Source organism: Streptomyces sp. NPDC037013, from assembly GCF_055607265.1.
Genome location: NZ_JBVJRV010000005.1, coordinates 362,710 through 376,582, shown reverse-complemented (window position 1 = coordinate 376,582; position 13,873 = coordinate 362,710). Strand labels below are relative to the sequence as shown.

The following is a 13,873-nucleotide window of genomic DNA, read 5'->3' as shown; positions in this document are numbered from 1 at the left end:
ACGCCTGCGGCGCGCTTTCCGAGTCCCACCCTACTTGTCGGTAACTATGCGGCCAAGAGCTGCCCCGGGTCGCCTCGGGGAGGCGAAGGTCACACTCTGTGGGGGCGGCCCTTGGGGGGTGCCTGGGGCGCCGGGAGCGGTGTTGTGTTTGCCCTGTGCCCAGGGGGGCGCTGTAGGGGCGCCGCCCGCTTCGCGGCGGATTTGCCTCCCACCCACCCACCCGTTTGCCCCGCACCGGATGGCTCGGTAGGGGCGCCGCCCGGCCGTTTGCCCTGCGCCGGGCGGTTCTGTAGGGGCGTCGCCTCCCCCACCAAACACGTCCACCCGCCCCCCTCCCCGCAGCGCGGGGTGTCAGGGCGGGTGGGTGTCGTTCGGTGCTCGGGTCAGGTCAGGGCCGTTACCAGGGCCGGGGTCACGTGGGTGATCTGCCAGTGGCGGGCGCCGTGGGCGGCCAGGGCTGAGGCCACCGTCTCCTCGGTCACCTGGGCCGGAGGCTCCCAGCAGACGCGGCGGACCGTGTCCGGAGTGATCAGGTTCTCCTGCGGCATGTTCAGCCGCTCGGCGAGTGCCGAGACCGCCGCCCGGGCCGCGGAGAGCCGCGCCGCGGCGGCCGGGTCGCGGTCGGCCCAGGAGCGCGGCGGCGGCGGACCGGTCACGGTCTGCCCCGGCTGCGGCAGCTCCGCGTCCGGCAGCGCCTTGGCGCGGTCGACGGCGGCCTGCCACTGCTCCAGCTGACGCCGCCCCATGCGGTGCCCGAAGCCGGGGAGACCGGCGAGCGCGTGCACGTTGGGCGGGAGGGCCAGCGCCGCCTCGACGATCGCGCTGTCGCTGAGCACCTTGCCGGGCGAGACGTCGCGCCGCTGGGCGATCCGGTCGCGCGCGGTCCACAGCTCCCGTACGACCGCCATCTGACGGCGCCTGCGCACCTTGTGCATGCCGGAGGTGCGGCGCCAGGGGTCCTTGCGGGGCGGCGCGGGCGGCGCGGAGGCGATGGCGTCGAACTCCTCGCGGGCCCACTCCAGCTTCCCCTGGCGGTCGAGCTCCTTCTCCAGGGCGTCGCGCAGGTCGACGAGGAGTTCGACGTCGAGCGCCGCGTACCGCAGCCAGGGCTCGGGGAGCGGCCGGGTCGACCAGTCGACGGCGGAGTGACCCTTCTCCAGTACGTACCCGAGCACGCTCTCGACCATCGCGCCGAGCCCCACCCGCGGGAACCCCGCGAGCCGGCCCGCGAGCTCGGTGTCGAAGAGCCTTGAGGGGACCATGCCTATCTCGCGCAGACACGGCAGGTCCTGCGTGGCGGCGTGCAGGACCCACTCGGTGTCGCCGAGGGCCTCGCCGAGGGCGGACAGGTCGGGGCAGGCGACGGGGTCGACGAGGGCCGTGCCCGCGCCTTCGCGGCGGAGCTGGACGAGATACGCGCGCTGGCCGTACCGGTAGCCGGAGGCGCGCTCGGCGTCCACGGCGACGGGGCCGGTGCCCGCGGCGAAGGCGGCCACGGTCGCGGCGAGGGACTCCTCGTCGGCGATCACCGGCGGAATGCCGTCACGCGGCTCGAGGAGGGGGATCGGCAGCCCTTCCGTGGCGAGGCCGTCGTCGTCCGGAGGGCCGCCTCCGGTGGTTCGCAGTGAGCTGTCTGCTGCGGTCTCTTGGGCGTCGGTCACCTGTCAAGGGTATCCGTGTATGGACAGCGCCCGTCGACGGAACGTTCCGTCGACGGGCGCGCGGGGGGTGTAAATGAGTCAGTGGATGATTCCGGTTCGCAGCGCGACCGCCACCATCCCGGCCCGGTCACCCGTGCCGAGCTTGCGCGCGATCCGGGCGAGGTGGCTCTTGACGGTCAGGGCGGACAGGCCCATCGAGACGCCGATGGCCTTGTTGGACTGGCCCTCCGCGACCAGCCGCAGGACCTCGACCTCACGGCCGGACAGTTCACGGTAGCCGCCGGGGTGGCTGGGGGCGCCCGGCGGGCGGCGGTGCATGCGGGCGGCGGCCGAGCCGATCGGAGCGGCGCCGGGACGGGTGGGGAGTCCGACGTTCGTGCGGGTGCCGGTGACGACGTAGCCCTTGACGCCGCCCGCGAGGGCGTTGCGCACGGCACCGATGTCGTCGGCGGCGGAGAGGGCGAGGCCGTTGGGCCAGCCCGCGGCACGGGTTTCGGAGAGGAGCGTCAGGCCGGAGCCGTCGGGGAGATGGACGTCTGCGACGCAGATGTCCCGGGGGTTGCCGATGCGGGGACGAGCCTCCGCGATCGACGAGGCCTCGATGACGTCGCGCACACCGAGCGCCCACAGGTGGCGGGTGACGGTGGAACGGACGCGGGGGTCGGCCACGACGACCATGGCGGTCGGCTTGTTCGGGCGGTAGGCGACCAGGCTTGCGGGCTGCTCGAGGAGAACGGACACCAGGCCTCCTGGGTGGGGGGACGGGAGGGACCGGCTCGGGGATGAAGCCGGGACGAACCGTGCTTTCAAGGTCACAAACCTCTTCGGCACCAATCGCATCCGCCTTTAGGGAATGATCACGATTTGGTGAGAGAGAATTGGGGCAATTCGGACACGCGCTCGATCATCCGAAGATCAAACCGAACACGCCCCCTTCCGGGTGACCCCCACTCGTACAAACCCGTTCAGGGGGAGAGCGGGCCGCGCCGCTGCGGGAGCGAGACCACGGACCCGTCCCCGCTCCCCGCGGGCGGCAGCCCCGCGATCTGACAGAGCAGGTCGCACCAGGCCGCCAGATGCGCACCGGTGTCCGGCACCCCGCCCGGCCCCTCCCGGGGCGTCCACGAGGCCCTGATCTCGATCTGCGAGGCGGGCGGCCGCTCCGAGAGCCCCCCGAAGTAGTGCGACCCCGCCCGGGTCACCGTGCCGCTCGCCTCGCCCGCGGCGAGCCCCCGCGCCTGAAGCGCCCCGGTCAGCCACGACCAGCACACCTCCGGCAGCAGCGGATCCGCCGCCATCTCCGGTTCGAGCTCCGCGCGGACGAGCGTGACGAGGCGGAAGGTGCCCTGCCAGGCGTCGTGTCCGGACGGATCGTGGAGCAGCACGAGCCGCCCGTCCGCGAGGTCCTCCTCGCCGTCGACGACCGCCGCCTCCAACGCGTACGCGTGCGGCGCGAGCCGCTGCGGCGGCCGCGTCGGATCGATCTCGATCTCCGGCCGCAGCCGTGCCCCCCGCAGCGCCTCGACCGCCGCGCGGAAGGGCAGCGGAGCCGAATCCGCCACCTTCCCCTCCGAACTCTCCATCTCGCCAGCGCCGTCCGACCGTTGTCCCTGAGCCGCAGCCATGCGGGGAAGGTTAAGGGGAACGGCGCCTTCGCGCAGGGAGAGACACCCGTGAGGTCGTTCCCGGTCGACGTGCGAGACTTTCCGCGTGAGTGCCAATGACAGCCGAGGCCCCGAGGGCCGGCAGAACGCAGCGACGTACGACTCCCCGTTCATGAAGGCGTGCAGGCGCGAGGCCGTGCCGCACACGCCGGTCTGGTTCATGCGGCAGGCGGGGCGCTCACTTCCCGAGTACCGCAAGGTGCGCGAGGGCACGGCGATGCTGGAATCCTGCATGCGGCCCGAGCTCGTCACCGAGATCACCCTGCAGCCGGTCCGCCGCCACCACGTCGACGCCGCGATCTACTTCAGCGACATCGTCGTCCCGCTCAAGGCGATCGGCATCGACCTCGACATCAAGCCGGGCGTCGGGCCCGTCGTCGAGAACCCCATCCGCACCCGCGCCGACCTCGCCCGGCTGCGCGACCTCACGCCCGACGACGTCCACTACGTCACCGAGGCGATCGGGATGCTGACCGCCGAGCTCGGTGCCACGCCGCTCATCGGTTTCGCCGGCGCCCCCTTCACCCTCGCGAGCTACCTCGTCGAGGGCGGCCCGAGCCGCAACCACGAGCACACCAAGGCGCTCATGTACGGCGACCCGCAGCTCTGGGCCGACCTGCTCGACCGCCTCGCGGAGATCACCGGTGCCTTCCTGAAGGTGCAGATCGAGGCGGGCGCGAGCGCCGTGCAGCTCTTCGACTCGTGGGTGGGCGCCCTGTCGCCCGCCGACTACCGCCGCTCGGTGATGCCCGCCTCGGCCAAGGTCTTCGACGCGGTCGCCGGGTACGGCGTGCCCCGCATCCACTTCGGCGTCGGCACGGGCGAGCTGCTCGGCCTGATGGGCGAGGCCGGCGCCGACGTGGTGGGCGTCGACTGGCGGGTGCCGCTGGACGAGGCCGCGCGCCGTGTCGGGCCCGGCAAGGCGCTGCAGGGCAACATCGACCCGGCGGTCCTCTTCTCCACGCCCGAGGCCGTCGAGGCCAAGGCCGACGAGGTGCTCGCGGCGGCGAAGGGCCTGGAGGGGCACGTCTTCAACCTCGGGCACGGCGTCCTGCCGACGACGGACCCGGACGCGCTGACCCGCCTCGTGGAGTACGTGCACACGCGCACCGCGGTCTGAACGGCAGGTGTCCGCGCGACACCTGTCTGAACGGAAGCTGTCCAAAAGATGTCTGAAAAGGGTCCCTGCCGCCTCGGGCAGGGGCCCTTTCCCGTACGGACGACGTCCCCCTGCCGGCTCGCCCCGTACCGGCTCAGTGCCGGTCGGCCCGCACCGCCGCCACCGTCTTGCGCGCCGCCACCAGGACCGGGTCCCACACCGGCGAGAACGGCGGCGCGTACCCCAGGTCGAGGGCGGTCATCTGCTCCACCGTCATCTGCGCGGTGAGTGCGACGGCCGCGACGTCGACGCGTTTGCCCGCGCCCTCGCGGCCGACGATCTGCACCCCGAGGAGCCGCCCGGTGCGCCGCTCGGCGAGCATCTTCACCGTCATCACGGCCGCCCCCGGGTAGTAACCGGCCCGGCTCGTCGACTCGACGGTCGCCGTCACGAACCGCAGCCCGGCGGCGTGCGCGTCCTTCTCGCGCAGGCCGGTGCGGGCGATCTCCAGGTCGCAGACCTTGCTGACCGCCGTGCCGACGACGCCGGGGAACGTCGCGTAACCCCCGCCCGCGTTCGAGCCGATGACCTGGCCGTGCTTGTTGGCGTGCGTGCCGAGCGCGATGTGCCGCTCGCGCCCCGACACCAGGTCGAGGACCTCCACGCAGTCCCCGCCCGCCCAGATCTCCTCGTATCCGCGCACCCGCATCGCCAGGTCGGTCAGGAGCCCGCCGTGCTCGCCGAGCGGCAGGCCCGCCTCGCGGGCGAGGCCGGTCTCGGGGCGCACGCCGAGGCCGAGCACCACCACGTCCGCCGGGTACTCGGCGTCCTCCGTGGCGACCGCCCTGACCCGCCCGTCGTCACCCGTGAGGATCTTGGTGACCTCGGCGTCATTCACCATCGTGATGCCCATGCCCGTCATCGCGTCGTGCACCAGGCACCCCATGTCCGGGTCGAGCGTCGACATCGGCTCCTTGCCGCGGTTGACGACCGTCACCTCGTAACCGCGGTTGATCAGTGCCTCGGCCATCTCGACGCCGATGTAGCCCGCGCCGATCACGACGGCCCTGCGGCCGCGTGTCCCGGCCAGCGTGTCGAGCAGGGCCTGGCCGTCGCCGAGGGTCTGCACGCCGTGCACGCCCTGGGCGTCGATGCCGGGCAGCGGCGGGCGGACGGGCCGGGCGCCGGTGGCGATGACGAGCTTGTCGTACGAGGTCCAGTACTCCTCGTCGGCGTCGAGGTCCCGGGCGAGGACGCGGCGGCCGGGGACGTCGAGCCGGACCACCTCCGTGCGCATCCGCAGGTCGATCGCGCGCTCGCGGTGCTCTTCGGGCGTGCGCGCGACGAGGGCGTCCCGCTCCGTCACGTCGCCGCCCACCCAGTAGGGGATGCCGCAGGCGGAGTACGAGGTGAAGTGGCCGCGCTCGAAGGCCACGATCTCCAGTTCCCCCGGGCCCTTGAGCCTGCGCGCCTGCGACGCGGCCGACATCCCGGCCGCGTCGCCCCCGATGACCACCAGTCGTTCTCGTGAGCTGCTCATGCGGACACGCTACGGCGCGCGCGCCGCGGCGCGGAGGGGCGTGAGTCCGCCCGCAGCCTTGCCGCAGTCCTCCCTACGCCTCCTCGTCCGGCCCGCGCTCCGCGCCGTGCGGCAGCCGGGGCCTGACCACCCGCAGCCAGAGCGCGAACAGCAGCGCCGCCACGGCCGCGAACGGCAGCACCGCGGCGAGCGCGATCGCGACCCAGCGCACCATCGTGACGAACGCGTCCCAGCCCCCCGAGAGCGCGTCCACGAACGACGGGTCGTCGTCCTCGGCCACCGCCGCCGGTCCGCTCTCGGTGAGCGAGAGCGTGATCGTCGCCATGCTCGTGCGGTCCTTCAGGGAGGCCCGCTGGGCGAGCAGCGCCTCCAGGTCGGCCTGCCGGGTGCTCAACTCCCCTTCCAGGGCGACCACGTCGCTCAGCTTCGTCGCCTCGTCCATGAGCTTCCGCACCCGTGCCACGCTGGCGCGCTGCGACTTGACGCGGCTCCCCACGTCGACGACCCGGTCGGTGACGTCCTGCGCCCTCGCCTCGCGGTCGATCAGCCTGCCGGCCCCTTCGAGCGAGCGGAGGACGTCCTCGTACCTGTCCTGGGGGACGCGCAGCACGACGCGGGAGCGTTCGCGCCCGTCGTCGTCGCGTGAGGTGTCCTCGTTCCCCACGATGCCTCCGGCGTCCTCGGCGGCCGCGCGGGCGTCGTCGAGCGCCTTGGGGACGTCCTTGACGCGGACGGTGAGGCGCGCGGTGCGGATGATGTGCGTGGCCGTCGCCCCGGGCGGCCGCTTCTTGTCGGTGCCGGTGGAGGCGGGCCCGTCGGCGCGGCTGCCGGTGGCGTCCTTGTCGGCGGCCGGCCCCGCCGCGCCCTTCTCGGCCCGGCCGGCTGCCTTGCCGCCGCCGGCGCTGTCGTCGTCACCGCTCCCGCTGCACCCGGTGACGGCGAGCGCCACCGCGAGCAGCGTGCCCGCGAGGGCCCGGCCCGTACGGTGCCGGGTGGCGCGGTGCGAGGTTCTGCTGGACGTGTACATCGGCTTACCCCCGAGGGACGTGATGACTGATGCTCCTTCGACGTCCGGGAGGGGCAGGACGGTGGTTGCCGACCGGTCCCGATGCGGTCACGGTAGGGACTCGCCGGTCTGAGAGAGTGGGTGCATGCGCGCAACGGACACACGTACGGGGACCGGCCACACCGTCGTCATCGGAGGCGGGATCGCCGGACTGGCCGCCGCGCACCGGCTGCTCGCCACCGCGCCGGAGCGGCGGGTGACGGTCCTCGAGGCCGCCGGGCGGCTCGGCGGCAAGCTGCACGCCGACGAGATCGCCGGGGTCCGCGTCGACCTCGGCGCCGAGTCGATGCTCGCCCGCCGCCCCGAAGCCGTCGCCCTCGCCCGCGAGGTGGGCCTCGCCGACCGGCTGCAGCCGCCCGCCACCGCGACGGCCGCGATCTGGACGCGCGGGGCCCTGCGCCCCATGCCCAAGGGGCATGTGATGGGCGTGCCCGGCGACGCGTCCGCGCTGGCCGGCGTCCTCTCCGACGAGGGCCTGCGCCGCATCGGGCGCGACCGTGAACTGCCGCCCACCGAGGTCGGCGACGACGTGGCCGTCGGCGAGTACGTCGCCGCGCGCCTCGGCCGTGAGGTCGTCGACCGTCTCGTGGAACCGCTGCTCGGCGGGGTGTACGCCGGGGACGCGTACCGCATCTCGATGCGCTCGGCCGTACCCCAGCTCTTCGAGGCGGCCCGCACCCACACCTCCCTCACCGAGGGCGTCCGCGAGATCCAGGCGCGCGCGGCGCGCAACCAGCAGACCGGACCCGTCTTCATGGGCATCGAGGGCGGCGTCGGGCGGCTGCCGCTCGCCGTCGCGGACGCGGTGCGCGCGCGGGGCGGCGAGATCCGCACGGGGACGCCGGTCGGCGAGCTGCGGCGCACCCCGCACGGCTGGCAGGTCACCACCGGGGCGGAGACCATCGACGCCGACTCCGTGATCGTCGCCGTGCCCGCCTACGCCGCCGCCGCGCTGCTCGGCACCGAGGCACCCGCCGCGGCGGCCGAGCTCGCCACCGTCGAGTACGCCTCCATGGCCCTGATGACCCTCGCCTACCGCCGCAGCGAGACCGACCTCCCCGAAGGCAGCGGTTTCCTCGTGCCGCCCGTCGACGGGCACACCATCAAGGCCGCCACCTTCGCGTCCCGCAAGTGGGGCTGGATCGCCGGGGAAGACCCCGACCTGCTGGTGGTGCGCACGTCGGTGGGGCGGTACGGCGAGACGGAGATCCTCGGCCGCGACGACGCCGAACTCGTCGAGCTCTCCCGGCGCGACCTGCGCGCGGCCACCGGCGTGACCGCCGCGCCCGTCGCCACCCGCGTCACGCGCTGGCACGACGGCCTGCCGCAGTACCCCGTCGGCCACCACGCGCGCGTGGCCCGCGTCCGCGAGCACGTGGGCAAGCTGCCCGGTCTCGCGGTGTGCGGAGCGGCGTACGACGGTGTCGGCATCCCCGCCTGCGTCGCGAGCGCCAACGCCGCCGTCGACCAGCTGGCCGGGGATCTCACCGGTGTGCAGGAGCTCACCCGCAACCCGGTGCAGAGCCTGCACGGCGGCGGAGGAGAATAGCCGCATGAGTGACGACGCCACCACCGATGCCCTCGGCAAGACCCCGAACGCCGGCAAGAAGGCCAAGGACCTCAACGAGGTCATCCGCTACACGCTCTGGTCGGTCTTCAAACTGCGCGACGTGCTGCCCGAGGACCGCGCGGGCTACGCGGAAGAGGTCCAGGACCTCTTCGACCAGCTCGCCGCGAAGGACATCACCATCCGCGGCACCTACGACGTCTCCGGCCTGCGCGCCGACGCCGACGTCATGATCTGGTGGCACGCGGAGACCGCCGACGAGCTCCAGGAGGCCTACAACCTCTTCCGCCGCACCAGGCTGGGCCGGGCCCTGGAGCCGGTCTGGTCGAACATGGCGCTGCACCGCCCCGCCGAGTTCAACAAGTCGCACATCCCGGCGTTCCTCGCCGACGAGACGCCGCGCAACTACGTCAGCGTCTACCCCTTCGTGCGCTCCTACGACTGGTACCTGCTGCCCGACGAGGACCGCCGCCGCATGCTCGCCGACCACGGCAAGATGGCCCGCGGCTACCCCGACGTGCGCGCCAACACGGTCGCCTCGTTCTCCCTCGGCGACTACGAGTGGCTCCTCGCCTTCGAGGCCGACGAGCTGTACCGCATCGTCGACCTCATGCGGCACCTGCGCGCCTCCGAGGCCCGCATGCACGTCCGCGAAGAGGTGCCGTTCTACACCGGCCGCCGCAAGTCCGTCGCGGACCTGGTCGCGGGCCTCGCCTAGCGCTCCCTGGGCAGCCGGGCGGCCCGCACCCCGGAGGTGGGGGAGGGCTCCTTGTGCGGGGCGCACGCCGCGCGCCGCACAGGGAGCCGGCCCTCCAGGAGATACGCGTCGAGGTGCCCGTTGACGCACCGGTTGGGGCCGCCGCCGATGCCGTGGGTGCCCGCGTCCCGCTCGGTCACCAGGACCGAACCGGCCAGCCTGCGGTTGAGCTCCCTGGCCCCCTCGTACGGCGTCGCGGCGTCGCGTTCGGCGGCCAGGATCAGCGTCGGGGGCAGCGCGCCCTCGGCGGTGCGCACGTCGACGGGCTCCTGCCGGGGCGCCTTCCAGTAGGCGCACGGCAGGTTCATCCAGGCGTTGTCCCAGGTCTCGAAGGGCGCCGTGCGCGCGAGCTCGGTGTTGTCGCGGTCCCAGGTCCCGAAGTCGGTGGGCCAGGACGCGTCGTTGCACTCGACGGCCGTGTAGACGGCGTTGCCGTTCTCCTCCTCCGCGGCCGCCCTTTGCTGCGGCGAGGCCTGCTCGACCAGCGGCTTCGGGTTGCCCTTCAGATAGGCGGAGAGGGCCGCGGCGCGCATCGGCCAGTAGTCGTCGTAGTACCCGGCCTTGAGGTAGGCGGACTGCAGCTGGCCGGGCCCGACCTTGCCGCCCGCGGGCTTGTGGGACAGCTCGGCGCGGACCCGCTCGTAGCTGCGCAGCACCGCGTCGGGCGTGGTGCCCAGGTGGTACGTCTTGTCGTGCTTGGCCACCCAGGTGCGGAAGTCCGCCCACCGCCGCTCGAAGGCGAGGGACTGTTCGAGGTTGTTGCCGTACCAGATCTGCGAGGGGTCGGGGTTGACCGCCGAGTCGAAGACCATGCGGCGCACGTGCGAGGGGAAGAGCGTCGCGTAGACGGCCCCGAAGTACGTGCCGTACGACGCGCCCATGAACGTCAGCTTCTTCTCGCCGAGCGCGGCCCGCAGCACGTCCAGGTCACGCGCGTTGTTCAGCGACGTGTAGTGGCGCAGGCCGGGGTTGCGGGACGCGCAGCCGTGCGCGTACGCCTTCGCCTGCGCGGCGCGCCTGCGCTTGTACGCGTCGTCGGGGTGGACCGGCGCCTGTGTGGGGGCCTTGAGGAACGTCTTCGGGTCCTGGCAGGAGAGCGGCGCCGAGCGGCCGACGCCGCGCGGGGCGTAGCCCACCAGGTCGTACGCGGCCGCGATGCGCTTCCACTCGGGCAGGACGCCCACCAGCGGGAAGTAGGTGCCGGAGGCGCCGGGGCCACCGGGGTTGAAGACCAGGGAGCCCTGCCGGGCGACGTTCTTGCCCGCTGCCCTCTGGGTGGCCTTCGCGCGGCTGACGACCAGTCGGATCTGTCTGCCGTCGGGCCGGGCGTAGTCGAGGGGGACGGCGACCGTGCCGCACCGCAGGGACGGGGGCAGGCCCTCGGCCTTGGCGCAGGTGCCCCAGTGGATCCCGGCGGCCTCGGCGCGCTGGACCGCGACGGCGGTGCCCCGGGTCTCGGGGGAGGGCGGGGTGCCGCTCGCGGTTCCCGCGGGGGCGGCGACGAGGGCGGTCAGGACCAGTGATCCGGCGGTTCCGTAGCGGGCGGCTGCTGCTCTCATCGCGGTTGTCTACCCCTTTTGTCCGGCCGTGCGTTCCGGGAGATGTTCGGCAAAAGGGATGATTCGTGTGGTTATCCTCGAAGTAAAGCACCGGCCCGCCGGTGTCGGCTTCAATGACCCCGTTGCGCCGCATCCCGCTGCGGCCGGTGCGAGAAGGCCGCCCGCAGCCCCGGGTCGGCGCTCGCGCGGACTCCGCGCACCGCCACCGCGGTGAGCCCGTCGCCGCGCGCCGGCAGGGCGCCGAGCAGCCGTTGGCCCGCGGGTGACGCCCAGCGCGTGTACGGGTGGACCTCGACACGCGCGATGATCAGGCAGCCCGCGCAGACGAGGAGCGGGAGCACGAACCAGACGGCGACCGGCATCCGGCCCGCGTCCGCCGCTTCCTGACCCGGCATCAGCACCGCGAGGACGCCGAGGGCGATGACCGCCACGGTCGCGGCCCGCACTTGGCGCACCGCGGCTGCGACACCGGCTCCGGCGCCCTCGGGCACGGCGAGACCGGCCGTGACGAGCCGGTCCGCGAGGGCCCGCACCGGATCGGCGGCGGCCGCGCCCCGCCGTATCTTCGCTATCGGCGACTGCCCGGCGGGGCCGATGGCGCCGAGCACCGAACGCTCCATGTCGTCGCGGCCCACGGGGTCGACGACGGTCGCCCAGCCGGTGTGCGCGATCAGCAGGCGCCGTGCCCCGGCCATCGCGACGAGCGTCACGTCGGCGACGCGGGACGGCCCGCCGGAGAGGAACGCCATCTCGTACAGGGTGAGTTCGTGGCCGCGGGCCGCGGACTTCTCCTGGGTGGCGGCGCGGCTCGCGGCGAGGCAGAGCCGGCCGCAGGACAGGCCTGCCGCGGCCCAGGCGAGGAGGAAGAGAGGGACCCAGAACATGGCGGTGTTCTATGCGAAGGCGCCGCATTGCGCCACGGCTTATTCACCATGCGGACAACGGGTGACGGGTAGGTAACGTTCCGTTTCATGGCGCGTCCCGCTCGTGCGGGTTCGGGCGGGAGGCCGCCGGGGGCAGCGGGAAGGTCGGTGACGGGGTGACCGGGGCGGGGGAGTCCGCGGGGCCCGGTGGTGGCGGTGGGCCGGTGGCCGGCGGCGTGGGGCCGGAGGTCGCCGCGTCCCTGGCCAGGGCGTCGAAGTCGACGAGGCCGGTGCTCTCCAGGACCTTGATGTGGTCGAGGACCGTGGTGTTCGCGTCGTCGGCCAGGGCGCGCACCAGTGAGTTGCGGGTGTTCGCGCGCACCTCGGCCACCAGCGAGAAGACCGTGCCGTGGGCGCGGCGCAGGATGTTGGCGAACGTCTCGTCGTACGCCTCGCCGTGGGCGCCGTTCAGCTCCGCCAGCCAGCCGCGCTGCCGGTCGTTCGGCCGGCTGGGCAGTTCGAGGCCGAGCCGGGCCGCGACCTCGCGTACGCGCGCGTCGAGGAACGTGTGGCCCTCGACGAGGTGTCCGCCCGCCACGCGCACTGCCTCGGTGGTGCCGCGCTGCTCGGCCTGCTGTCCGGCGGGCAGCTCCCACAGGCCGGCCAGGCGCACCTTGGTGACGAAGTCCCGGTCCAGGGCCGAGAGCGGCCCGAAGTCGGTGGCCACGACCCCGGCTTCGAGCCGGGCGAGTCCGGTGCCGGAGCGGTCCTCGTAGGACCAGAGGGGGAAGATCAGTGCGGCCAGGGTCGCGACGAGGCCCGTGAGGATGAGGCCGGTGCCGTTGGTGGTTCGGGATCGCATGGTGCCTCCTGTTGCGGCACCGCACGTTAGTGCGCGTCGGGAGGGGCGCGGTCCGATACGGCCGTGAGTACGTCAACTGCCCTATAAGCGGCGACAGTTGAGGATGGTCACGCACGCCCGCAGGGAGAGGAGGGCGGGCTGCTCAACTTGACCCGCCGCCTCCGCACGACGACCCGCCGCCCCCGCATGAAGAGCCACCGCCCCCGCACGAAGAACCACCGCCACACGACGAGCCACCCCCGCACGACGACCCGCCGCCACAAGAACCGCCCCCGCCACAAGAACCGCCCCCACCGCAGGAGCCGCCCCCACCGCCCGAGCAGGAGAACCCGCCGCCGCCCGACCCGCACCAGACGGGCGTCCCGCCGCCCGTGTTCCGCGAGGCGGGGTCCTGATACGGGACAGGGCTAGGGCCCATCGGCGTCACCGGAGCCGCCGCCCCGGACCGCGAGCGGGCGGCGGCGGCCAGGTGGAAGCGCAGCTCCGGGTGGGCCGCCGAGATCCCGCGGGTCGCCACCAGATGGGCCGCGCCGGTGAGATGGCGTGCCGAGGCGACGTACTCGCGCAGGGCGTACCGCCCGGCGATGGTCAGCTGCCTCGCCGTCACCGAGAGGCAGATCAGGCCGCTCCCGACGCCGAAGACGGCGGCGGGCAGCAGCGCCAGGATGTCGACGAGCGGTGTGTCGGGACCGCCCGGCCGCCCGTACGTGCCGCCGTGCTGCCACAGCGTCAGCATGCCGGCCACCACGAACCCGATGACGGTCAGGAAGACCTGTGCCCCGGCCCAGACCTGCCACTTGCGCTGCCGTCCCGGCCGTACGACGAGACCGCGGCGCGCGAGCGCGTCGCCCGTCTCCTGCACCGGCGCGCTGCGCATCACGGCCGTCCGCAGCAGGTGCAGCGCGCCGTTGGGCGCCGTGCCGTGGGCGTCGATGACCGCCTGCTCGCCGGCGTTCCTGGCGACCGGCCGGGCGATGCCGACGATGCCGGGCCCGGCGACGACCAGCCGGCCGTCCTCGTGCAGGCCCGCGATGAGCGCGTCGGCGGCGCGGGCGGGCCCGCCGGAGAGGAACGCGGCCTCCAGGGTGCCCCGGACGAACACGCCGTGCTCGGCGTCGAGGGGCGGTCTGCCCCGGTACGGGGACCAGGTCCTGCGGGCCGCCGCCACCCCTCTGATCAGCTCGGCGGCTGCGAGGCAGACGGCGACCGTGTACACCATGCCCGCGACGCTCATG

Annotated in this window: 12 protein-coding genes; 3 read left to right on the top strand and 9 right to left on the bottom strand. The window is 73.7% G+C overall.

Annotated features, from left to right (window positions below; translation table 11 throughout):
* Nucleotides 1-383: 383 nt before the first annotated feature.
* The 3 genes from ACZ7DY_RS20710 to ACZ7DY_RS20700 form a co-directional block, all read right to left on the bottom strand.
* Nucleotides 384-1,661 carry an HRDC domain-containing protein gene (locus ACZ7DY_RS20710; protein WP_471137319.1) on the bottom strand — a complete coding sequence of 426 codons (1,278 nt, stop codon included), beginning with the start codon at nucleotides 1,659-1,661 and terminating at the stop codon, nucleotides 384-386.
* Nucleotides 1,662-1,739: 78 nt separating this feature from the next.
* Nucleotides 1,740-2,402, bottom strand: coding sequence for a response regulator transcription factor (locus ACZ7DY_RS20705; protein WP_030687574.1), 663 nt, complete (start codon nucleotides 2,400-2,402; stop codon nucleotides 1,740-1,742).
* 224 nt (nucleotides 2,403-2,626) lie between these two features.
* Entirely contained in the window at nucleotides 2,627-3,286 is a 660-nt protein-coding gene (locus tag ACZ7DY_RS20700; RefSeq protein WP_471137317.1) for a DUF3000 domain-containing protein, read from the bottom strand.
* Nucleotides 3,287-3,371: 85 nt separating this feature from the next.
* Between ACZ7DY_RS20700 and hemE the strand changes: the two genes are divergently transcribed.
* Nucleotides 3,372-4,445 (top strand): uroporphyrinogen decarboxylase, encoded by a 1,074-nt coding sequence (hemE, locus tag ACZ7DY_RS20695; RefSeq protein WP_471137315.1) that lies wholly within the window; start codon nucleotides 3,372-3,374, stop codon nucleotides 4,443-4,445.
* A 133-nt stretch (nucleotides 4,446-4,578) separates the two neighbouring features.
* Here hemE and ACZ7DY_RS20690 read toward each other — a convergent pair whose 3' ends face one another.
* Entirely contained in the window at nucleotides 4,579-5,964 is a 1,386-nt protein-coding gene (locus tag ACZ7DY_RS20690; protein ID WP_471137313.1) for an FAD-dependent oxidoreductase, read from the bottom strand.
* 73 nt (nucleotides 5,965-6,037) lie between these two features.
* Nucleotides 6,038-6,991 (bottom strand): DUF4349 domain-containing protein, encoded by a 954-nt coding sequence (locus ACZ7DY_RS20685; RefSeq protein ID WP_471137311.1) that lies wholly within the window; start codon nucleotides 6,989-6,991, stop codon nucleotides 6,038-6,040.
* Nucleotides 6,992-7,115: 124 nt separating this feature from the next.
* Here ACZ7DY_RS20685 and hemG point away from each other — a divergent pair, with 124 nt between their 5' ends.
* Together hemG and hemQ are read left to right on the top strand one after the other, a co-directional pair.
* Nucleotides 7,116-8,579, top strand: a complete 1,464-nt coding sequence (hemG, locus tag ACZ7DY_RS20680; protein WP_471137309.1) for a protoporphyrinogen oxidase — start codon at nucleotides 7,116-7,118, stop codon at nucleotides 8,577-8,579.
* A gap of 4 nt (nucleotides 8,580-8,583) precedes the next feature.
* A complete protein-coding gene (hemQ, locus tag ACZ7DY_RS20675; protein ID WP_471137307.1) occupies nucleotides 8,584-9,315 on the top strand; it encodes a hydrogen peroxide-dependent heme synthase in 732 nt (243 codons plus the stop codon).
* Here the strand turns inward: hemQ and ACZ7DY_RS20670 are convergent.
* From ACZ7DY_RS20670 to ACZ7DY_RS20655, 4 genes are all read right to left on the bottom strand, one after another.
* Complete coding sequence (locus ACZ7DY_RS20670) at nucleotides 9,312-10,913, bottom strand: alpha/beta hydrolase (protein ID WP_471137305.1); 1,602 nt, start codon at nucleotides 10,911-10,913, stop codon at nucleotides 9,312-9,314. The two genes, hemQ and ACZ7DY_RS20670, sit on opposite strands and share 4 nt — an antisense overlap.
* 110 nt (nucleotides 10,914-11,023) lie before the next feature.
* Entirely contained in the window at nucleotides 11,024-11,797 is a 774-nt protein-coding gene (locus tag ACZ7DY_RS20665; protein ID WP_471137303.1) for a TIGR04222 domain-containing membrane protein, read from the bottom strand.
* A gap of 85 nt (nucleotides 11,798-11,882) precedes the next feature.
* Nucleotides 11,883-12,638, bottom strand: coding sequence for a DUF4142 domain-containing protein (locus tag ACZ7DY_RS20660; RefSeq protein ID WP_471137301.1), 756 nt, complete (start codon nucleotides 12,636-12,638; stop codon nucleotides 11,883-11,885).
* 142 nt (nucleotides 12,639-12,780) lie between these two features.
* Nucleotides 12,781-13,857, bottom strand: a complete 1,077-nt coding sequence (locus tag ACZ7DY_RS20655; protein WP_471137299.1) for a TIGR04222 domain-containing membrane protein — start codon at nucleotides 13,855-13,857, stop codon at nucleotides 12,781-12,783.
* Between the last annotated feature and the right edge of the window lie 16 nt (nucleotides 13,858-13,873).

What these genes read in the sequence shown, in the direction of transcription:
- ACZ7DY_RS20700 (WP_471137317.1), bottom strand. Translation starts at nt 3,286, where the DNA reads ATGGCTGCGGCTCAGGGACAACGGTCGGACGGCGCTGGCGAGATGGAG.
- ACZ7DY_RS20660 (WP_471137301.1), bottom strand. Translation starts at nt 12,638, where the DNA reads ATGCGATCCCGAACCACCAACGGCACCGGCCTCATCCTCACGGGCCTC.
- ACZ7DY_RS20655 (WP_471137299.1), bottom strand. Translation starts at nt 13,857, where the DNA reads ATGGTGTACACGGTCGCCGTCTGCCTCGCAGCCGCCGAGCTGATCAGA.
- ACZ7DY_RS20670 (WP_471137305.1), bottom strand. Translation starts at nt 10,913, where the DNA reads ATGAGAGCAGCAGCCGCCCGCTACGGAACCGCCGGATCACTGGTCCTG.
- ACZ7DY_RS20665 (WP_471137303.1), bottom strand. Translation starts at nt 11,797, where the DNA reads ATGTTCTGGGTCCCTCTCTTCCTCCTCGCCTGGGCCGCGGCAGGCCTG.
- hemQ (WP_471137307.1), top strand. Translation starts at nt 8,584, where the DNA reads ATGAGTGACGACGCCACCACCGATGCCCTCGGCAAGACCCCGAACGCC.
- hemG (WP_471137309.1), top strand. Translation starts at nt 7,116, where the DNA reads ATGCGCGCAACGGACACACGTACGGGGACCGGCCACACCGTCGTCATC.
- ACZ7DY_RS20685 (WP_471137311.1), bottom strand. Translation starts at nt 6,991, where the DNA reads ATGTACACGTCCAGCAGAACCTCGCACCGCGCCACCCGGCACCGTACG.
- ACZ7DY_RS20690 (WP_471137313.1), bottom strand. Translation starts at nt 5,964, where the DNA reads ATGAGCAGCTCACGAGAACGACTGGTGGTCATCGGGGGCGACGCGGCC.